This window comes from Francisella sp. Scap27 (assembly GCF_013394105.1).
GTDB classification, from domain to species: Bacteria; Pseudomonadota; Gammaproteobacteria; order Francisellales; family Francisellaceae; genus Francisella; species Francisella adeliensis.
Genome location: NZ_CP041326.1, coordinates 1,524,805 through 1,545,116 on the forward strand (window position 1 = coordinate 1,524,805; position 20,312 = coordinate 1,545,116).

Consider the following 20,312-nt stretch of genomic DNA (forward strand, 5'->3'; position numbering starts at 1 on the left):
TTTTATTAGTGCTGTTTAGGCTCTTTAAAATCCCAAACTATGCCTAATTTTCTAAGTAAGCATAAAATTATATATGTGATATCAATTTGCCAGAACTTTATATTGTTTCTTACAGAATAAGCAAATTTGTGATGATTATTATGCCAACCTTCACCAAATGTCATAAGTGCTACAAACCAGTTATTTCGGCTGTTATCTGTAGTTTTATAGTCTTTTTTACCAAAAATATGGCAAAAAGAGTTTACGCTAAAAGTAGTATGGTATAAAAGTACTGTACTAAAGATACCGCCACATAAAACAAATGTAAGTCCTGAAGTATTTAATGATGGGAACATTGTTGCAATTAAACTACCTAAAACAAAAAGACCTATAAGGTATGCTACAAAAGAGAGATGGCTATATTTGTCTAGCCATACAAGCTCAGGATATTTCATCCAATCTTTAGTGAATTTAGGGTCTACTTTTTCATTTTTAGGAATAAAAACCCAACCAAAATGTGCTTGTAAAAAACCATTTTTAGGTGTGTGGAGGTCTGTTTCTTTATCAGAATGAATATGGTGATACCTATGATGGCCTGACCACCATAAAGGGCCATTTTGAGATGCCCAAGATCCTACAAGAGCTAATATAAACTGAAATGTACGAGAAGTTTGAAATGATTTATGAGCAAAGTAACGATGATACCCAGCAGTTAAAGCAAATGTTCTCATTGAAAAAGTTACTAGAAATACAACTACAGCAGTTATATTCCAAGTAATAAAGAATGCACTAATACATATAATGTGTATTATTGTAAAACCTACAAAGGCTAAATCAATCTTAATATCTTTCATTATTTTCTCACATCATTTTTTTTGCAATTTTAAAATATAATTTATAGGGTAAACTAGCTATCAATTTTAGTGTTAGCGTAAACTTCTTAGCAAAGTGTATTTCAAAACTATTAGAATTTAAGCCTTTTATAATGGCATCAGCAGCATCTTTTGCCTCTAGTATAGCAGGCATTTTGAAATTATTTTTATCTGTAAGCTTCGTTTTCACAAAGCTCGGGTTTATTAGTCGGATATCAAGCTCAGGGTTCTCAGCTTTTGCACTCTCAACTAGATTGATAACACCTGCTTTAGTTGCTGCATAAGGTTGTGACTTAGGTAGACCTATATATCCTGCAACACTAGCTGTGACTGCTAATTGAGTAGTCGAGTGCTTTTTAATATATGGCAGCATAAATTCAAAAAGATAAAAAACAGCAGTAAGATTTGTATCAATCGTTTTTTGAAGATTTTCTGCAGTAATTTCTGATATTAAAGATGGCTCATAAAATGCAGGAAGATAAATAATATAATCAGGGTTATGTTCAAGGGCTAGTTCAGATTTTTCTTTAAAACCTTGATAATCTGCAACATCAAACTCTAAAACAGTTGATTTGTTTATAAGGTTGTCAGCTATTTGTTGAAGTTTATCTTTAGAGCGAGCAGAAAGAATAAAGTCAGCTTTTATTGATGTATCTAGTTTCTCAAGAAGAGCTTTGCCAATCCCGTCTGTTGTACCTATTATCCAAATAGTTTTATCTACAAAGTTTTGCATATTATTCCTTATTTTCTTTGTGCATCATCAATGTAAGCGAACCTACTTTAAAACCAAACTTTTTAAATGTATTTTTGTTTATTAATGAACCATCATCCATCAGATACATCCAGTCATCAAATGAAATTTTGTATTTCTTATCACCAACTGGTACATTCATTTGATATTTCCAATTCATAGCATTACCTTCAACATAAATCTTAGCTATTCCAATAACATCACTTGTTGTACCTTCATAATATCCATCATGGATTTTTTTGATAGTCCAAATACGATGATCTTTTGAGCCATCATCATAAACCATATGCTCATCAAAAGTACCAACGCTATCTTTCCAACTAGCATCGCCACTGAAATCAAACTTTTTGATAACCATGTTTTTATAATCTTGAATCATCCCAGAGCCTTTTATATGACCCTGTAGATAGTTCTCTAATACTAATTTAGGTGTAGCACCTTTATATTGTGATATGTCTGCTGAACAACCAAATAATCCTAAAGCCATTATTATTACTCCTAATTTTTTCAAAAATTTAAATTCTATATTCATTACGATAATCCCCTCAATTTTGTTGATAATTGGTGGTTTGCGGAGTTGTCACTTAACCATATTTCAAAAAAGTATTTCGATAATTGTTTGTCGTTTATCTTACCAACAAGATTTTGGTCGGTAAAAATATATCCGTAGCCATCTTTATCCATATATCCATAAAGGTTACTGTTCTTTTTTATGTCTGGTATTACAGCTGCTATTATTTGCTTATATTTCTTTCTATTTTGTCTAACAGCCTCAGGGTGTTGTTTTGCAATTTCACTGATAGTACGATTTGTAATAACTCTTGATTTAAAACTCAATAAATAATGAATTTTAAGTGTAAAAGGTTGGTTCCAATCAAACTTGCCATTTTGAGTATAAAGTCCAGCATCATATATATGGAAGAACCATTTTCTAAATTCTACTTGACCTACTTGTTGGTTATTTGTAGTTAGTATTTCGTTGAGTTTAGGCTCGGTTGAAAAGCTTAGAATAGGTAGGGTTATAAAAAATAGCACTACTAATTTTCTAAGCATGAGTTATCTCCAATTGAGCAACATCAATTCGGCCATGACCAAAAGCTGCACTACATGATGTTAGATAAAAACGCCACATTCTTTGAAAGCGTTTATCAAATCCTAGTTTTATTAATTCATTTTTTTTTGCGATAAAGTTATTATCCCAAATATCTAAGGTCTTGGCATAATCTTTACCGAATGATTCTTTATTAACGCATTTTAAACCAACTTTCTTAAGTTCAATATTAATTTGTTCAAGGCTTGGTAAAAAGCCACCAGGAAATATGAAAGTTCTAATCATATCAGTACCTGCAGCATATTCATCAAAAATACAATCATCAATTAATATACTTTGGATCACAATTTTTCCATCTTTTTTAAGTAAAGATTTGAGTGTTGAAAAATAAGTATTCCAATACTTTCTGCCGACAGCTTCTATCATTTCTATTGAAACGATATAATCATATAAACCTTTTTGTATACGGTAATCTTCTATAACTATAGAGGCATTTTTACCAGTGAGTCTTTTTGCTGCATAATTATGTTGCTCTGTTGAGAGTGTTATACCTTTTACAGAAAATCCTTGTTCTGTAGCAACTTCAGCAAAGCCACCCCAACCACAACCGACCTCAAGTATAGAAGCATCTTTTTTATCAAATGTTTTAATGATGTTATTGTATTTATTGATTTGTGCTTGCTCGAGAGTCTCACTTTCATCTTTATATAAAGCAGACGAGTAAGTCATAGTCTTATCAAGCCATAAACTATAAAAATCATTGCCTAAATCATAGTGTTCATAGATGTTCTTTTTACTTTGTTCGATAGTATTTCTTTTTGTCAGATAGCTTAACTTTTGAAGTAGCTTATAGAATATATTTGGTTTCATATATTGACCAAAAGCTTCTTCGTTGTCTATACCTAGTCGGATTAAAGCTTTCAAATCTGATGTTTCCCAATAACCATCACGATAGTCAGCAGCAAAACCTATGTCAGACTTGAATTTTAGATTTACGACTGTACGCCAATCTTTTAGTTTTAAATCAGCTGTTTCACCAGATTTTGAACCTTTTTGATGAAAAGTTTCACCTTCTGGAGTTGTAAGGTATATCTCGCCATATACTATGTTTTTAAGTGAATTTAGAAGATTTTTTTTAATAGACTTTTCAAACATTGTTTAACTCGTTTAATATGGTTTTTTGCTACTTTACAATATTAGCAAATAATAGTTGAGACTATATTGCCAAATAATTAAATTTTGTTAATTAATATTTGATATTTTAAATGAATCTTTGTTATTAACTAAAGTTACTAGTTAGTTTAGTTGATTAAAAGGTAATATTTTTACTTAACCCAGTATAATAAAATCCTGCCCCAGCATTTTGACCTTGGATATCGATCTGGAAGGGTTTTAAATTTTTAGGAGGAGATTGATACTGTGTATTATAGAGAGGGCCATAATTACTGATATATGGGTTTGAATTTTTGCTCGAATTAAATTCGGGTTGGTTTATAGAGCCAATATAAGAATAATTATTAGCGAGCAATAGTTGTGGGGTAGATATTATAATTATAAAATATAAGTAGATTTTGTTTTTAGATGTTTTAAATTGCATTAATAATCTCACGAGCCTTTAAATCGAATAAAATAGTAGGTTGAGTGGGCTAAAACTTATTGTTTCTCTAAAAGGATTATCAATCTCTTTAATTAGTTTTTTAGCCATCTTTTTATGGATAATATTTGTCTTTAGAAGAGGATTTAGGCTTTTATTAGCCTTAACTGTTGAGAAAGATTCTAACCATCTTTGTGTAATATCTTTAAAATCCTCTTTTGCCATAGATGGAGATATTTTTGTATCAAAAATAATATGGTTATAAAAATGTTTAGGCATACAAAAGATATGGCGAACTATTTCATTATTTGCATTTATTTGAGCTATTTGCTGTTTATCAATATCACCAAAATTATTTAGGTATAGTGCTTTAAGCATTTCTATTCCAACAAAGTTCTTATGAATATGAGCTATAAAGTCTCTTTCAGTATTGCTACTATTTTCAATTGAATGACTTACATCTTCTATCAAATAGTCGTAAAGGGTATCTTTGTTAAAAATGCTTTCAAGTTTTTTTAGTTGTGGAGAAGAGATGGTTTTATTTGATTTTAGATTATTTAACTCTTTTAACCACCAGTTCATTTTTTCATTAGCCACTTCGATATTATTATATAATTCTGTGCAAGAAATCATTTGTGATTTTAACTGGTCTAAGAGATAGAGTATTTCTTTTTTATCATCAGCTAATTTTCTATATGCAAAATAAGGAATACTCCCATAATTTGGCAACTTTTGAGTAGGGTGATTGAAGTGGTTATATTGCATAAAGATTAAACCTTTTTAAATGCTATTATGTAGTTTACATCAGCATTACTACCAAGCCTGAATTTATCATTTAATGGGTTGTAGTGAACGCCTGTCATATCTATGGCTTTAAAGCCATATTTCTCTGCAGTCTTGATTAGCTCGTAAGGTTTTATGAATTTCGCATATTCATGAGTACCTTTTGGTACCATTTTTAAAATATGCTCAGCGGCAACTATAGAAAGTAAGTAAGACTTGAGGTTTCTATTTAAGGTTGAAGCAAAAAAATAGCCATCATCTTTGATGATTTTGCTGATTGATGCAATTATGCTCTCTGGGTCTGGTACATGCTCAAGCATTTCCATACAAGTAATAATGTCAAAATTTTTAGATTGGTTAACTACAAAGTCTTCAATAGTTGAATTAGTGTATTTAATATTTAGATTGTTTGTTTGAGCATGCTTTTTAGCAACCTCAATAGCCTCAAAAGAAGCATCTAGTCCGGAAGTTTTATTATCTTGTGTAAAAAGTGATTCTGTCAAGATACCTCCGCCACAACCAATATCGATGATTTTTTTATTATTTAGTTGAGTATGTTTTTTTATAAATTCCAATCGAAGAGGATTTACTTGATGAAGAGTTTTAAGCTCACCACTTTCATCCCACCAAGTATTTGCTAGTTTTGAGAATTTATCAACTTCATTACTGTCTATGTTGCTCATAGTTATTACTTTGAATATGTTATATTGAGATAAATAATATCAAAGATATTTAAGCTAAGAAAATTTTTATTAGAGTTTTATGATTTAATTTACTATAATTGACTGGTTATTTTTTTATTAACATAAATATATGAGATATTGTACCTATGAAGTTTAACAATAAGTCGATGGTTTTACTAACACTTGCAGCTACTACTTTAGCTAGTTGTTCGAGCATGAAAACTACTAAAGATAATAGAGACCCTTTTGAAAATTACAATAGGAAGATGTATGCATTCAACGACTCAGCATATGAAACACTTACACCATTAGCACATGGTTATGATAATGTGGTACCTGATTCTGTACAGAGTGGAATCTTTAACATTATGAATAACCTTAGAGAGCCTGGTCGTATCATAAATGATATGTTCCAAGGTGAATGGGGTTATGCAGGAGATGATAGTGTAAGGTTTTTAACAAATACTACGGTTGGTCTTTTAGGTTATTATGATCCAGCAGATAGTATGTTAGGTAAAGAAATGAGATATCATCAAAGTTTTGCTGTTACTCTACATAAATGGGGTGCTTACGATGATAATGAAGCTTCTCCTTATGTTGTATGGCCATTAGCTGGTCCAGGTACTCTTGAAGATGTATCTATGGGTGTTGATGCTATGTTTAACCCTCTTACTTATGTGTTCTTCTTTGCGCCTGTTGGTGCTGTAGTATCTTGGGGTGTGAGTGTGGGTATTACAGGTACATATTATGTAAACCAAGGAGTAGCATACTTACCTGCATATAATAACTTAAACGAAGTTTCTATTGATCCTTATGTTGCTATGAGAAATGCTTACTTGCAGAACTATGATTATGGTATGGCTAAAGTTCTTAAGCAAGAGCTAGCTCAGGATGATGACTCTATCGAAACGGATAAAGCTGTACTTGGTGTTCTTGGTCTTGATAGTTCTGATGCAGAGAATCAAGTAGCTTCAAATCGTAAAGTTACATCTTCTGAGCCTCCGGTAATGCTTAAAACTAAGCTTGCCACTATCAATAAAGCTTCTCAGGTTGACGAATCTTTTGATACAGATTACTCTAATGATAGTGATGCAATAGATTTATCTAATTTAGATGAAAGTGCTGATAAAGCTACAATTGATGAGTCTAAAAATATCAATACTCAAATAGAAAATGCAGCTGCAGACTTACCTGGTGATGCTGATAATGCTCCAGAAGCAATCAAAACATTAGAAGAACAAAACTAGTTATTCCTAGTAAAATTTTAGGATCCTTGTATGATTAAACTTCTCCGCATTCCTATATTAATGTGGGGAGTGGCTACCGCCTTTTATGCATTTGAAATAATGCTAAAATCTTCGATGGGATCAGTTTCTGAAGTTTTCTCTTCACAACTTTCTTTAAATAATACACAGCTTGCAAGTTTAAGTTCAGCATTTTATTTCACATACATTCTATTACAGATTCCAGCGGGTATACTTATAGATAAATATGGTGTTAGAAAGATGCTTCCAATAGCAATATCGGCAGCAGTTATTAGTACATTATTATTTAGCCTAAACAATAACTTTGTAGCCTTAATGGTAGCAAGAATCTTAATGGGGGTTTGTGGAGCCTTTGGTTTTTTATGTGCAATAACTTTAGCAGTTCAATGGTTTTCTGTTAAAAGGTTTGCGTTATTGGCAGGCTTAACAAATTTTGTTGGTTATCTTGGAGGGTCGCTATCAGGTATGCCCTTAGCTATGATAGTTACAGAGAGTAATTGGCAAATTATTTATTTTTGCTTTTCTTTAATTGGGGTTCTTATTTTGATTATTACAATTCTTATTGTGTATGATAACAAGTCCAAAAAAAAGCTATCGCGTGAAAATATTATCTTCAAAGATATTTTTAAAGCTATTTATTCGCAAGGAATTATTAGTAATGGACTTTTCTGTGCAGCGACTATGGGAGCTACTTTTGCTCTTTGTGATTTATGGGGCAGAGAGTTTTTAGCTTCTCTTGGTTATTCGGAGTTTTATGCATCACTAGCAGGCAATTCCTTGATTTTTATAGGGATAGCTATTACAGCACCATTATGGGGCTTGATGACTAAGTATGTTGCAATTAGGACATTGCTTTCTATAGGAGCTTTATTAGGTGTTGTTTCTAGTGTTCTGTATTTGTATATCCCTATCCCTGTAGTTTTGTTGTGTATACTTTCACTAGGCATAGGAGCTAGTCAATCTTCACATATTTTGAGTTTCTCTTATGTGCATAAATATTCTCACAAAGCAGTTATATCTGCAGTATTCGCTTTTGTAAACTTATGTGGGATTATAGGTGGAGCAACTGTACAACTTGTGATAGGTATTTTTCTTGATTTAGGAGTTACGAAAAGTGTTGTGGTCTGTATTATCCCAGCATTATTTTTTATAGCATTTCTACTAACACTATTTATGAAAAAAGATTAGATAGGGTGATTTTAGATTTCATTTTTAGCAATAGTTTTCATAGCTATTGCATGAAGTTCACCTGATAATATATAGTCATTTATTTTAGAGTAAACTAACTGTTGTCTTTTAACTTTGCTTTTTATCTCGTTAAACTCTTCTGCAATGATTGTAGCTGAGAAATGTACATTATCATCACTTTCAACAACAGCATTACAGTTATTGAGTGAGTTTTCGAGAATTTCTTTTAGTTGTTCTTTAGTCATTAAAATATCCTTTTAATAAATTGTTTTTATTGTGTAACTTCAGTTAATAATAGTAGTTCACTAATACCATGCACTTTAGCCAATAATAAAGATTCTTTATTAAGTCCTACAACTTTAAGCTTTATATTGTTTGCTTTAGCATATTTAAAGTATTTGACTAATAAGGCTAAACCTGAACTATCTATGTGTTTACATTTAGATAAATCAATACTCCAGTCTTGATCTGGAAGAGATTTATTATAACTCTTTATTATGTTCGGTACAGTTGTAGAGTTTAAATCTTCAGATATATACCAAGTATTATTGCTGATATTAGTCATTGAGATTTTTAAGCTTGTAATCTTTATCTAGTAGTTTTGGGTAGTTTTTCTTTTTAATACGAGTAGTTACTTTATTAGCAGCCTTTATCATATCAGACACGCTTGCATAAGATTTGAACTGTTCTTTATATGTTCTTAAAATACTGACACCAGCTACATCAAAATCATAGATGTGCCACTTATCATTCTTTTTAAACATCTTAATAGAGAAGTCAGAACTCTTATTATTATCTATATTTGTGATTTTACCATTTACAACAATTATTGGTTTTTTTTGCCAGCTATTATTATCTTTATCAAAATCAAATAGTGTCATTTTGTATTTACCTGCGTAAGCAACATTTTTAGCATACATGAAAGTAAGCATCTCAGTTGCTGATGTTATGAAGGCTTTTTGATCATCTGCAGAAGCAGCTTTCCATTTTTTTGTACCCACTATTAATTGAGCAATCACTTTAGGGCTTACAATAGGAATGATTTTTTGATCTACTAATGCTAAAAGCTTGTATGGGTCTTTAGAATATTCAGTAGCGTTTTTTATTAGATCATCTTGTGTTTTTACTATTGTATTATTAAGCATGTTAACAGGGTTTTCAATTGCCCAAGCAGATGAAATACCAAGAGTAAGTATTGTAAATAAAGCTACTAATTTGCGAAACATATTTTTTACTTATTATTATTTTGATATAGGTATTAAATTCTAATATAAAATATCGAATATTAAAAGGATAATGTGTTAGCTCTTTTTGCTATCGTTATTATCTTTATTTGCGACAAAAGTGTCAATAAGTGAGCCAAGGTCTAAAGCCGATTCTGTATTTTCAAGTGCGATAATACTTCCTTGGTGTAGATATTCATCACTAGAGTTAGAATCACTCTCATCATCAAGACCAGCTACTGCCATAATATCTTCTTTAGGAGGACTAAGAGATATGTAGTTATCCCCAAGAATTCCAGCCATTGATATGCTAGCTGAATAGTTTGCAGGTATTTTTTCATCATTATTTATCGTTATATCAACAACAGCCATAAAGCCATTATAAGTTTTATCTAATGATATGTTTGTTACTCTACCAACTTCAACTCCAGATATCTTAACTGAAGCATTTGTGCGTAATGATCCTACATTTTTAAATTGTGCTTGGATCGTGTAGTCAGTACTTGAAAGTGATTTAAGTGAACCACCACTAACCTTAAAAGTTAGAAAAGCTAGACATAAAACTCCAAGTATTATAAAAATACCAACAGACGTTTCAAAATATTTATTTCTCATTATATTCCTCCTCCAAACATAATTGAGGTCAAGATTAAGTCTGCACCTAACACACTCATACAACAATAAACAACAGTCTTTGTTGTGGATTTAGCAATACCGTTTGAGTTTGCAATACAGTAATATCCTTGATAAAGAGCTATCCAAGATATTAAAAACCCAAACACTAGGCTTTTTATAATTCCATTAATAATATCAGAAGCTGTCACAGATGCTTGGATATTACTCCAAAATTCACCAAAACCAACACCTAAACCTGCTTTTGCTAATATAAATGAAGCTACAATAGAAACAGAACAAAATATCAGAACTAAAATCGGTAGACTTATCATGCATGCCCAAAATCGTGTACTTAGGATAAAGCTAATTGGGCTTACATTCATCATTTTTAGGCTGTTGATTTGGTCTGTAGCCTTCATCAAGCCAATTTCTGATGTGATTGAGCTACAAGCACGACCGGCAAAAAGCATAGCCGTAACAACAGGCCCTAATTCACGTAGTACACTTAAAGCTACCATAACTCCAAGCAATGATTGAGCTCCAAATTTAGAAAGAGTGTAATACCCTTGCAAACTAAGAACTAATCCTATAAAAACACCAGATGTAATTATAATAACTAATGAGTTTACACCAACAGCTTTTACTTGAGTGATACAGTCTCTAAAATCAAATTTTGAAATAATAATATGCCAGATTAAAAGAGTTGATCTTATGGAGCTATATATTAGGTTTAATAAAAAAACAAAGATATTAGAAAAGATGTTCATATAATCTAATTCCCTAGAAGTGTATTGATGAATAAATCATTATCATTATTTGAAGAACGATCAACTTTAGATTTTCCATGAAGAAAATCCTGTACTTCAGGATTTGAGCTGTTGCGAATATTTTCTGGAGTATCACTAGCTATTATTTTTTTGTTTGCTGATATTACTATGTGGTCAGAAAGCTCTAAAGATTCTTCAATATCATGAGAAACTATAATAGAGGTCATCTTTAATGATTTATTTAGAGTTGAAATTAAAGATAGTAGATTTTTGAAGGATGTTGGATCTTGGCCTGTAAAAGGTTCATCATATAGCATAATCTCCGGATCAAGAGCTATAGACCGAGCTAAGGCTATACGCCTTGCCATACCACCTGAAAGTTCACTTGGCATCATATCTATGGTGTGTGCTAGCCCAACAGCTTGTAATTTCATTAAAACTATAGTTTTTATGAGTTCTTCACTGAGTTTAGTATTTTTGCGTAAAGGAAAGGCTATGTTATCGTACACACTCAAGTGTGTAAATAGGGCGCCAGACTGGAATAAAAATCCCATATTTTTGCGTAGTGTAGCAAGGTTTTTTTCTTTAGTGTTTTTACCTATTAGTGTTTCACCAACCTTTATCGAGCCACTAGAGGGTTTTATAAGACCTGAAATTAGTTGGAGGATAGTTGTTTTACCAGCCCCCGAAGGTCCTAGTATAGTGGTTATTTTACCTTTAGGAATCCAAAAAGATGTATGGTCGTAGATGCAGTTATCACCTCTGAAAAAAGAAACATCATCAAAGTTGATATAGTTCATAAAGATGATTAGTTAAAAGGGATGTTAACTTCTATAGTCGAGTTTTTACTACTATCCTCAACCTTAAGATCAATATCTCGAATATTCTGTTCAGATAACGCAACATATTTTTTTACAACTTCAATTATTTCATCTTTAAGTTCAGCTAGTAGGTGACTGCTGATTCTAGCTGATTTTGGCTGTAACTCATTTCTTTGGTGAGCAACAATAATTTGAAGTCTTTCTTTTGCTAAGGAAGCACTCTTTTGTTTTTTATCTAGTCCAAAAAGTTTTGCAAACATAATTTATTTACCCATTAATTTTTTAAAGAAGCTAGTCTTTTGTTCAGTATGTCTCATTGGAATATCTTTTCCAAGTATTCTATCCACTGCATCAAAATATGCTTTTGAAGCTGTTGTGTCTGCAAAGTGAGTTACTGGATGTCCGCTGTTTGATGCTTCTAAAATCTCTCTAGATTCAGGAATAATCCCAACTATTTTAGTATAAAGAATCTCTTCAACATCTTCAGCTTTTAGCATAGCACCAGCTTTTGCTCTAGCTGAATCATATCTGTTTAATAATAAATAGACTTCTTTAAATTCACCATCTTTTTGAGCTTTAAGTGTTTTACTTCCTAGCATGCCTAAAATTCTATCTGAATCTCTTACAGAAGATACTTCTGGGTTAGTAACAATTATCGCAGCATCAGCGCATCTCATAGCCATTAAAGAGCCTTTTTCAATACCTGCTGGTGAATCGCAAAGAATTATATCAAACGAGTTCTTTAACTCATTAATAACTCTATCAACACCTTCTTCATTTAAAGCATCTTTATCTCTTGTCTGAGATGCTGGTATTATGTATAGGTTATCAACTCTCTTATCTTTTATGATTGCCTGATTAATAGTAGCTTCTTCTTTTACTACATTTACCAAATCGTAAACAACTCTTCTTTCACAACCCATTATAAGATCTAGGTTTCTTAAGCCCACATCAAAATCGATAACAACAGTTTTCATTCCTCTATTAGCAAATGCGTAAGCAATTGCAGCACTTGAGGTTGTTTTACCAACACCACCTTTACCAGATGTTACTACAAATACTTTACCTTGTTTTTTTTCTTCACTCATTTTTTAACCCTGACTTTAAATTTTTTTAAAAACCTTCAATATGAAGCTTATCATTATTAAGATAGACAATGTATCCATCTTTGTATCTTTCATCAACCGGAATACTTTCATTATTTAATGTTACATATTTTCCTGCGATAGAAACAAGTTCAGCTTTTAGGTCCTTGCAGATGATTTTTGCATCTGTATTTCCTGAACTACCGGCTATAACCCTACCGCCAATTCTACCGTAAACGATAACACTACCATCAGCTATTATCTCTGCACCATTATTTACATTTGCAGTAATGATTACATCGCTGTCTCTAGCGGTAATAGACTGCCCAGTTCTTACTGGTGAGTTTATAATTTTTGTAGAAGTAGCCTCGGTTTCTGAATCCGAGGAGCTATCTTTTATTTTAGTGTTTTTCAGGATGTTATAGCCTGCTTTAGCAATTTGTGTTTTTAATTCTTGATTTGAAACAACAAACCCAACTGGAATCATACCGTTAGATTTAAAACATCCATGTACTTTTTCAACAAAAGCTAGGTCGCAGTTTTCATCTTGATCTATTTCTCGAATATCAATAGCAAAAGGAGTGTTTTGGAAAAAAGACTTTGACTGAGTAACTTTAGAGTGAAGTAGACTTTCAATCTGAGTAAGCTCAGTAACATTTATACTAATTGCACTTATAGTATAATTACCACCTTTAAAATGAAAAGCTTGTTTCATGAGAAGGTTTCCTAGTTGAGGGTTAGAAGAATCCTATTTGATTTTAGCTTCCTTATACATCACATGCTTACGCACTACAGGATCAAACTTTTTGATTTCCATTTTCCCAGGCATTTCTCTTTTATTTTTTGTAGTAGTGTAGAAGTGACCTGTTTTAGCAGAAGAAACTAATCTGATTTTTTCTCTCATTGTATTTATCCTTTATTAAATATTTTATACTTTATGACCATTAGCACGAATTTCAGTTAAAACTGAATCAATACCTTTTTTGTCAATAATTCTCATGCCTTTAGCACTAACTTTTAATTTAATATATTTGTTCTCGCTTTCAACCCAAAATCTATGAGTGTGAAGATTTGGTAAAAATCTTCTTCTAGTTTTGTTCATAGCGTGAGATACATTGTTTCCTGTAGCAGGCCTTTTGCCTGTAACCATACATACTTTAGACATTTTTTAGAACCCTCCTTTGGGCATAATCATTATTATCATTTTAAGAATATCTCGACAATTTTAGTACTTTTAAGCCAAAAAGTAAATGCTTAAATTCAGATAAGATGAGTAGATGGATCTTTTTTTTGGTAAATGTAGTTTTTAAACTGGAGGGCCACCAGCTCCTGCTGAGTTCATTATGTTCTGTTGGAAGCCAGAACCATCGCCAGAATCGATTAATTCTGTGGCTTGTGGATCACTACTTCTTACTGGTGAAGTAGGGTCGTTATCGACTTTCACAGTATCTTTTTTAGCAATTGTCGAACCAGAAGCAGCAATTGTCGAGCCTGAGCTAACTACCTCTTTCTTAGGTAGGTAGAGCTCACCCGTTTGACCACAACTTGAAAGGGCTAGTGCTATTATTGATAACGGAGCCAGTAAGAGTAGAGATTTTTTCAACATTTAAATCGCCTGTATTAATATATTATATGTACGAAGAATTTATCAATAATGACTTACTTTAGCAATGAGTTTGTTCACATTTACTATCAAGCTGTTAAAATTTATATAGTTTTGTTTCATTTTTTAAGTGTTTTATGGAATTGTTAGATTGCTCCGGTGTAGGTGAGGCTACTGTAAAAATGCTTGAAAAATATGGAGTAAATACTCCTGAAAAAATTTTAACTATATTTCCAAAAGCGTATAAAGATACTCGAAATGTTACACCTATAGCAAATCTTCAGCTTGGTTATACATATCTTATAGAAGGCCGAATTAGTCATATTAGCCATAATAGATTTGGGAGGAAGTTTCTGAAATTTGTAGTTACAGATAATACTGCTAGCTGTACTATTGTGATGTTTCGCTTTTATCCAAATCAAATATCGATGCTTGAGAATGCTGAAACTGTGCGATGTTATGGTAAGGTGGGTTTATCTTCAAGTACACAAATGGTACATCCTGAGTGGTCAATTGTTAAGAACGGCAAATCAACGATTGAACAGAAAATATCAGCGGTTTATCGGTTAGCAAAAGTTTCTGATAAGGTTGTGTCTAATATAGTGTTGAAGGTATTACAGTCAAAGACTGTTGAGAATTTATTGCCTCAAAAATATTTAAAGAAATATGGTTTATTAGATTATACAGATTCATTGTACATAATCCACGCATTAGCAAATACTCTTGAAGAAAGATATCTTCTAAAAGCTCGTTACTCTATAAAATTTGAAGAGATGATTGCTTATAAGTTAGCGGAAGAAAGTGTAAAAAAGGATAGCACTAAAACTAGCTCGCCTAGTCTAAAAGTTGCTGATAAAGATTTACTAAGCTTCAAACAAAAATTCCCCTATGAACTTACAACAGCACAAGATAGAACTATAGCTGAAATCCTCACAGATGTACGCAGTAATGATACTATGATACGTCTGCTTCAAGGCGATGTGGGGGCTGGTAAAACTATAGTTGCGACAATGGCGCTATATGCTTGTGTAAGCTCAGGTTATCAAGCTGCGATAATGGCACCTACTGAAATATTGGCAGAGCAACATTTTGCATTTTTGAGTGATTTTTTTACCGATACGAATATTGAAATAGTACCACTCTTAGGTAAGCTTACAGCTAAGCAAACTCGTACTAGTTTGGAGAAAATAAGCACTCTTAAAAGGTGTATAGTAGTAGGCACGCATGCGATATTTCAAGAGCGAGTAAAATATAGCAATCTTGGACTAGTCGTCGTCGATGAGCAACATCGTTTTGGTGTGGAACAGCGCCTGGCTCTTATGCAAAAAGGTAGTGGGGTAGACTTTCAAGCCCCGCATCAGCTAATAATATCTGCAACGCCTATTCCTAGAACGCTGGCGATGACTTTATATGGTAATTTGAAGCTTTCGATACTTGATGAGCTACCGCCAAATCGTAAGCCAATAACTACAACTATTCTTAATAGAGCTAAAAAACAAAATCTTGTCGCCAAGCTAAAACAAGCCGTTGCAAATAAAGAACAGGTTTACTGGGTATGCCCGCTAGTTGAAGAGTCTGAAGAGCTAGATACCTTGCAGGATGTAAAATCATTACACCAAGAGCTTTCGCAAGAGCTGGGTGCTGAAAGGGTTGGGTTAGTTTATGGGAGCATGAAGTCTAAAGAAAAAGTCCAGGTTATGAGTGATTTCAAAGCTGCTAAGTATGATATATTGGTTGCTACAACTGTAATTGAGGTCGGGGTTGATGTGCCAAATGCGAGTATTATGATAATAGATAATGCCGAAAGGCTAGGTATTTCACAGCTTCATCAGTTGCGTGGTAGGGTTGGGAGAGGCTCAAAAGAGAGTTATTGTATATTACTATATAGTGATAAAATTAGTGAGATTGGCAAGAAAAGGTTATCTCTTGTTCGTGAGTCACAAGATGGTTTTTATTTGGCAGAAAAAGATTTAGAAATTCGAGGTGCTGGAGATGTACTTGGTAAAGAACAGTCTGGATTATCATCATTTACAACTTTCGATATAAATGAGTATTATGATAGTTTTGAGAAAGTCTCAAAATTAGCTGATGAAATAAGTGAAAATGAACCTAAGGTGGCGGATAAGCTGATTAAAAAATGGTTTGATAAAAATATAAGTTTTGTGGATGTGTAGAAGATGATTTTGGCAAGTTTGTTAGCAGTTGTAGTGGCATTGATAGTTACAGTAGTTGTAGTTCGTGTTTTGTATAGGTTTAGCTTCAAAAGAGGACTCTTGCAGTCGCGCAAAGATTATATGATAAATGCTGTGATAGTGGCGTTTGTATTTTTTTGTGTGAGTAGTATTGTGTATGTAACACTAATAAACATTTAGTACACAGATTAGGTTTTGCAATATCAAAATTGTTTTTTAGAATCAAAACAGTACAATATTTATCTTTTATTGGAGATGTTCATAGGTATATGTATTTTATAGTCGTTACACTAATCGTGATTTTAACATTATCATGTTTTTCATATATGGTATATAAAGTTGCAACACATCAAGATAAAGAAACAACTTTAAGTTTCTGGCAGGCGATAATGCTAGCTTTCTCAGGAGTTATAGCGTTTATAGGAGATACAATAGGTGTTGGAAGCTTTGCAATAAATATTGCTATAGCAAAGACATTTAAACTTGTAAAAGATGCAGATTTACCAGCTTTAGCCAATGGTGCTCAAGTTGTTCCGGGAGCTATAGAGGCAGTCTTTTTTTTAGGAGTTTTACATGTTGATGCCTTAACGCTAATCACTTTAGTTTTAGGAGCGACCCTGGGAGGATTTATTGGTGGTATATATGCATCAAAAATAGATGCGAAGAAAATTAGACTTATCATGATAAGCTCGTTTATAGTTGTTATTTTTTTGCTACTTACTAACCTGTTAGGTTTAATTCCAATAGGAGGAAGTTTGGTCGCATTAGCTGGGACTAAGCTTGTATTAGGTTTTTTTGGGATGTTTATCGCTGGGTTCTTAGTGTGCTTTGGGGTTGGGTTATTTGCAATAGTGCAGGCGATACTCTTTTTGCTTGGTATGTCTCCTTTAGTTGCTTTTCCTATTATGACTACAGCAGGAGCTATTCAGCAACCAGTTACTACTTTTGCGTTTATTTTTGCAGGTAAAATTCCTCTTAAAAAAATCCTTATAGTTGGGTTGTTTGGTATTGTTGGTGTCGTGATTGGTTTTAATATTGTTACATCATTAACGACATTTCAGCTTCATTGTTTGTTGATTTTGGTGATTGGCTACAATGTTGTTAATCTAGTTATCGCATCTTTAAAAGACTCTAAGGCTTCAATATAAAACAAGCTTAAAAAAAATATTACAACTGTTATAATACTTTGTAGCAATTCTAAATAGTAAAACTCAAGGTAATATAAATTATGGCAGTTATTAAAACTCAGGATCTAATTGATAGTGTAGCGGATGCTTTACAGTATATTTCTTACTACCATCCAAAAGATTTCGTAGATGCAATGTACGAAGCTTACAATCGTGAAGAGTCAAAACCAGCAAAAGATGCAATGGCTCAAATCTTGATAAATTCAAGAATGTCTGCTTATGGACAACGCCCAATTTGTCAAGATACAGGTATGGTTTGTGCATTTGTGAAGGTTGGTATGGATGCGAAACTTGATGATACTAGTCGCACAATTACAGAACTTGTAAATGAGGGTGTAAAAAAAGGTTACGCTGATGAGCATAATCCTCTTAGAGCATCTATGGTATTCCCACCACATGGTGCAAGAAAAAATACAAAAGATAATACTCCTGCTATAGTGCATATAGATTTAGTACATGGCGATAAGATTGATATTGATATTGCTGCAAAGGGTGGGGGATCAGAGTTTAAATCAAAGTTTAAAGTACTAAACCCTAGTGATAGTATTGCTGATTGGGTAGAAGAAATGCTGCCAACTATGGGTGCTGGCTGGTGTCCTCCAGGTATAATTGGTATAGGCGTTGGTGGTACCGCTGAAAAATCTATGCTTTTAGCTAAAGAGTCGCTTGGTGAAGAGATAAATATGCAAGATATTATCAAAAACGGCCCACAAAATGAGACTGAAGAGTTAAGGCTAGAGATTTTTAATAGGGTTAATGCTTTAGGTATAGGGGCGCAAGGTCTTGGTGGTCTTACAACTGTGCTTGACGTGAAGATTAACGAGTACCCAACACATGCGGCTTGTAAGCCTGTAGCACTTATACCAAACTGTGCTGCTACTCGTCATGTGCATTTTACACTTGATGGCTCTGGAGCTGTAGATTTACCTTCTCCAAGATTAGAGGACTGGCCAGTTATCGAGCAGAGTCAAAATGATGATGTTGTGCGTATTGATCTTGAAACGGCAACAAAAGAAGATTTTCAAAAGTTAAAGTCGGGTGACAATATTTTACTTAGTGGTAAAATTCTTACTGGTCGTGATGCCGCTCATAAACGCTTAAAAGATATGTATGAAGCTGGCGAAGAGTTTCCTGTGAACTTAAAAGATAAATTTATCTATTATGTAGGCCCTGTAGACCCTGTAGGTGATGAAGTAGTTGGTCCAGCTGGTCCTACAACAGCGACTAGAATGGATAAGTTCACGCCGTTTATGCTAGAAAACGTAGGTGTAATGGGTATGATAGGCAAATCTGAGCGTGGACAAGATACTATTGATTCAATCAAGAAAAATAAAGCTATATATCTTATGGGAGTAGGCGGAGCAGCTTACCTTATTTCTAAATCTATCAAGCAAGCAAAAGTTGTTGGTTTTGAAGATTTAGGTATGGAAGCTATCTATGAGTTTGAAGTAGAAGATATGCCGGTAACAGTAGCTGTTGACTCAAATGGAGTGTCTGCTCATCAGCAAGGTCCTAAAGTCTGGAAAGCCAAAATCGCCGATATTAAAAAGCAGTAATAAGTTCTGTGTTATGGTATTATTGGGGTTGTAGTCAATTAGTATTTAGGGATTATTGATATGAAAAAAGTATTATTGTCAACAGTGTTACTAATACCTTTTATGGTTTTTGCAGACTCCCAAAACTCTGATAATCATCAACAAAAATTTGAAGCTAAAAAACAGCAGATAATTACAAGAATGCAAGAGGGTATGTCTTGTGTTGAGAAAGCAACTACAAGGGATGAATTAAAAGCTTGTAAGCCAAATAAAAAAGGGCATAAAAAGAATAAATAAGGTTTAATAATATGCAACAAGCAGTGTTTTTGTTTACACAAATATTTTTTGTGGTTTTGGCTATATCAGTAATAGGTATAACTATTTTTACTATTGTAAAAAGACGCGATAAAAGTAATCTTGGAAACGATAAGGTGACATCATCAGCTTCTAATAAAACACCAAAAAATGAATCAAGATAAAATCTTTGAATTTATAAAAAAAGTAAATGCGATAGCTCATACAGGAGTTGTGTATTCTAAATGTGAATATGCATTGGATAATTATCATGAGCTTTTAGAGTTAAGCACTAAAATGCTTCATGAATATATAAAGTCTGAAGTTCAACCGTATGATATATATCGAGATACTTATTATCCTACTCCTCAACCTGGTGTAAGAGTCGTTATTATCAACGATGGCAAGCTTTTGATGGCTCAAGATATAGACACTCCTGGCGAGTGGACTATTCCAGGTGGGTGGTGTGATATTGATTTATCTCCGGTTGAAACCTGTGTGAAAGAGGTTAAAGAAGAGACTGGCTTTGACATAAAAGTTACAAAATTTTTAGCATTGATGGATAGAAATAATTACACTCAAAGTGAGATCTATAATGTTTATAGTTTAGTTTTTTTAGCTGAAATAGTTGGTGGCGAAAATAACCCTAACTTTGAAGTAACAGAAGTTGATTGGTTTGATATGGAAAACCTACCAAAATTATCTCATAAACTTACTAAACAAGAGTTAGATATAATTCTAAAAACATATAATAATAATCAAATATATTTTGAGTAGGGTTTACATTTTGCCTATAGATAAATACTATCTATAACAGTTATATT

General features: G+C 32.9%; 28 protein-coding genes. 9 read left to right on the plus strand and 19 right to left on the minus strand.

Annotated features, from left to right (window positions below; translation table 11 throughout):
- Window positions 1-5: 5 nt before the first annotated feature.
- From FLM55_RS07280 to ubiG, 7 genes are all read right to left on the minus strand, one after another.
- Window positions 6-833 (minus strand): acyl-CoA desaturase, encoded by an 828-nt coding sequence (locus tag FLM55_RS07280; protein ID WP_178948676.1) that lies wholly within the window; start codon window positions 831-833, stop codon window positions 6-8.
- Between the two features lie 7 nt (window positions 834-840).
- On the minus strand, window positions 841-1,584 hold the full coding sequence (locus FLM55_RS07285; protein ID WP_178948677.1) for an SDR family oxidoreductase: 744 nt from the start codon (window positions 1,582-1,584) through the stop codon (window positions 841-843).
- A gap of 1 nt (window position 1,585) precedes the next feature.
- Window positions 1,586-2,089: a DUF3833 domain-containing protein gene (locus FLM55_RS07290; RefSeq protein WP_178949089.1), complete on the minus strand. Its 504-nt coding sequence runs from the start codon at window positions 2,087-2,089 to the stop codon at window positions 1,586-1,588.
- 44 nt (window positions 2,090-2,133) lie between these two features.
- Window positions 2,134-2,655, minus strand: coding sequence for a chalcone isomerase family protein (locus FLM55_RS07295; RefSeq protein WP_178948678.1), 522 nt, complete (start codon window positions 2,653-2,655; stop codon window positions 2,134-2,136).
- Window positions 2,648-3,808 carry a cyclopropane-fatty-acyl-phospholipid synthase family protein gene (locus FLM55_RS07300; protein ID WP_178948679.1) on the minus strand — a complete coding sequence of 387 codons (1,161 nt, stop codon included), beginning with the start codon at window positions 3,806-3,808 and terminating at the stop codon, window positions 2,648-2,650. The genes FLM55_RS07295 and FLM55_RS07300 overlap by 8 nt, the downstream gene beginning before the upstream one ends.
- Before the next feature lie 460 nt (window positions 3,809-4,268).
- Window positions 4,269-5,012: a hypothetical protein gene (locus tag FLM55_RS07305; protein ID WP_178948680.1), complete on the minus strand. Its 744-nt coding sequence runs from the start codon at window positions 5,010-5,012 to the stop codon at window positions 4,269-4,271.
- A 5-nt stretch (window positions 5,013-5,017) separates the two neighbouring features.
- The gene (gene ubiG, locus FLM55_RS07310; protein ID WP_178948681.1) at window positions 5,018-5,713 is read right to left on the minus strand and encodes a bifunctional 2-polyprenyl-6-hydroxyphenol methylase/3-demethylubiquinol 3-O-methyltransferase UbiG; all 696 of its coding nucleotides are present in this window, start codon (window positions 5,711-5,713) and stop codon (window positions 5,018-5,020) included.
- Between the two features lie 146 nt (window positions 5,714-5,859).
- Here ubiG and FLM55_RS07315 point away from each other — a divergent pair, with 146 nt between their 5' ends.
- A complete protein-coding gene (locus FLM55_RS07315) occupies window positions 5,860-6,960 on the plus strand; it encodes a VacJ family lipoprotein (RefSeq protein ID WP_178948682.1) in 1,101 nt (366 codons plus the stop codon).
- 30 nt (window positions 6,961-6,990) lie between these two features.
- On the plus strand, window positions 6,991-8,166 hold the full coding sequence (locus FLM55_RS07320; protein ID WP_178948683.1) for an MFS transporter: 1,176 nt from the start codon (window positions 6,991-6,993) through the stop codon (window positions 8,164-8,166).
- An 11-nt stretch (window positions 8,167-8,177) separates the two neighbouring features.
- On the opposite strand, the gene FLM55_RS07325 is transcribed toward FLM55_RS07320, so the two are convergent.
- The 12 genes from FLM55_RS07325 to FLM55_RS09430 all read right to left on the minus strand — a co-directional run bounded on the left by FLM55_RS07325 (window position 8,178) and on the right by FLM55_RS09430 (window position 14,283).
- Window positions 8,178-8,411 (minus strand): BolA family protein, encoded by a 234-nt coding sequence (locus tag FLM55_RS07325; protein ID WP_112870567.1) that lies wholly within the window; start codon window positions 8,409-8,411, stop codon window positions 8,178-8,180.
- A gap of 26 nt (window positions 8,412-8,437) precedes the next feature.
- Window positions 8,438-8,731 (minus strand): lipid asymmetry maintenance protein MlaB, encoded by a 294-nt coding sequence (locus FLM55_RS07330; protein ID WP_178948684.1) that lies wholly within the window; start codon window positions 8,729-8,731, stop codon window positions 8,438-8,440.
- Window positions 8,724-9,392, minus strand: coding sequence for a phospholipid-binding protein MlaC (locus FLM55_RS07335; protein WP_178948685.1), 669 nt, complete (start codon window positions 9,390-9,392; stop codon window positions 8,724-8,726). Before FLM55_RS07335 ends, FLM55_RS07330 begins: the two co-directional genes overlap by 8 nt.
- A 75-nt stretch (window positions 9,393-9,467) precedes the next feature.
- Window positions 9,468-10,004, minus strand: a complete 537-nt coding sequence (gene mlaD, locus FLM55_RS07340; protein WP_178948686.1) for an outer membrane lipid asymmetry maintenance protein MlaD — start codon at window positions 10,002-10,004, stop codon at window positions 9,468-9,470.
- Entirely contained in the window at window positions 10,004-10,771 is a 768-nt protein-coding gene (locus tag FLM55_RS07345; RefSeq protein WP_178948687.1) for an MlaE family lipid ABC transporter permease subunit, read from the minus strand. The genes mlaD and FLM55_RS07345 overlap by 1 nt, the downstream gene beginning before the upstream one ends.
- A gap of 5 nt (window positions 10,772-10,776) precedes the next feature.
- Window positions 10,777-11,571 (minus strand): ABC transporter ATP-binding protein, encoded by a 795-nt coding sequence (locus FLM55_RS07350; RefSeq protein WP_178948688.1) that lies wholly within the window; start codon window positions 11,569-11,571, stop codon window positions 10,777-10,779.
- An 8-nt stretch (window positions 11,572-11,579) separates the two neighbouring features.
- Complete coding sequence (minE, locus tag FLM55_RS07355; protein ID WP_112870561.1) at window positions 11,580-11,852, minus strand: cell division topological specificity factor MinE; 273 nt, start codon at window positions 11,850-11,852, stop codon at window positions 11,580-11,582.
- A gap of 3 nt (window positions 11,853-11,855) precedes the next feature.
- Complete coding sequence (gene minD / locus FLM55_RS07360; RefSeq protein WP_112870560.1) at window positions 11,856-12,680, minus strand: septum site-determining protein MinD; 825 nt, start codon at window positions 12,678-12,680, stop codon at window positions 11,856-11,858.
- A 25-nt stretch (window positions 12,681-12,705) separates the two neighbouring features.
- Window positions 12,706-13,392 (minus strand): septum site-determining protein MinC, encoded by a 687-nt coding sequence (minC, locus tag FLM55_RS07365; protein ID WP_112870559.1) that lies wholly within the window; start codon window positions 13,390-13,392, stop codon window positions 12,706-12,708.
- 33 nt (window positions 13,393-13,425) lie between these two features.
- Window positions 13,426-13,581, minus strand: a complete 156-nt coding sequence (gene rpmG / locus FLM55_RS07370) for a 50S ribosomal protein L33 (protein WP_040009078.1) — start codon at window positions 13,579-13,581, stop codon at window positions 13,426-13,428.
- A gap of 24 nt (window positions 13,582-13,605) precedes the next feature.
- Window positions 13,606-13,842, minus strand: a complete 237-nt coding sequence (rpmB, locus tag FLM55_RS07375) for a 50S ribosomal protein L28 (RefSeq protein ID WP_112870558.1) — start codon at window positions 13,840-13,842, stop codon at window positions 13,606-13,608.
- A gap of 141 nt (window positions 13,843-13,983) precedes the next feature.
- Window positions 13,984-14,283, minus strand: a complete 300-nt coding sequence (locus tag FLM55_RS09430) for a lipoprotein (RefSeq protein WP_218644478.1) — start codon at window positions 14,281-14,283, stop codon at window positions 13,984-13,986.
- Between the two features lie 134 nt (window positions 14,284-14,417).
- On the opposite strand from FLM55_RS09430, the gene FLM55_RS07385 reads away from it, so the two are divergent.
- The 7 genes from FLM55_RS07385 (at window position 14,418) to FLM55_RS07415 (ending at window position 20,265) form a co-directional block, all read left to right on the plus strand.
- Window positions 14,418-16,454 (plus strand): ATP-dependent DNA helicase RecG, encoded by a 2,037-nt coding sequence (locus tag FLM55_RS07385; RefSeq protein ID WP_178948689.1) that lies wholly within the window; start codon window positions 14,418-14,420, stop codon window positions 16,452-16,454.
- Between the two features lie 3 nt (window positions 16,455-16,457).
- The gene (locus tag FLM55_RS07390) at window positions 16,458-16,652 is read left to right on the plus strand and encodes a hypothetical protein (protein WP_178948690.1); all 195 of its coding nucleotides are present in this window, start codon (window positions 16,458-16,460) and stop codon (window positions 16,650-16,652) included.
- A gap of 89 nt (window positions 16,653-16,741) precedes the next feature.
- Window positions 16,742-17,620, plus strand: a complete 879-nt coding sequence (locus tag FLM55_RS07395) for a sulfite exporter TauE/SafE family protein (protein WP_178948691.1) — start codon at window positions 16,742-16,744, stop codon at window positions 17,618-17,620.
- An 80-nt stretch (window positions 17,621-17,700) separates the two neighbouring features.
- The gene (locus tag FLM55_RS07400; protein WP_178948692.1) at window positions 17,701-19,215 is read left to right on the plus strand and encodes a fumarate hydratase; all 1,515 of its coding nucleotides are present in this window, start codon (window positions 17,701-17,703) and stop codon (window positions 19,213-19,215) included.
- A gap of 60 nt (window positions 19,216-19,275) precedes the next feature.
- Entirely contained in the window at window positions 19,276-19,491 is a 216-nt protein-coding gene (locus FLM55_RS07405) for a hypothetical protein (RefSeq protein ID WP_178948693.1), read from the plus strand.
- 11 nt (window positions 19,492-19,502) lie between these two features.
- The gene (locus FLM55_RS07410) at window positions 19,503-19,673 is read left to right on the plus strand and encodes a hypothetical protein (RefSeq protein WP_178948694.1); all 171 of its coding nucleotides are present in this window, start codon (window positions 19,503-19,505) and stop codon (window positions 19,671-19,673) included.
- Window positions 19,660-20,265, plus strand: coding sequence for an NUDIX hydrolase N-terminal domain-containing protein (locus tag FLM55_RS07415; RefSeq protein WP_112870552.1), 606 nt, complete (start codon window positions 19,660-19,662; stop codon window positions 20,263-20,265). The genes FLM55_RS07410 and FLM55_RS07415 overlap by 14 nt, the downstream gene beginning before the upstream one ends.
- Window positions 20,266-20,312 lie beyond the last annotated feature (47 nt).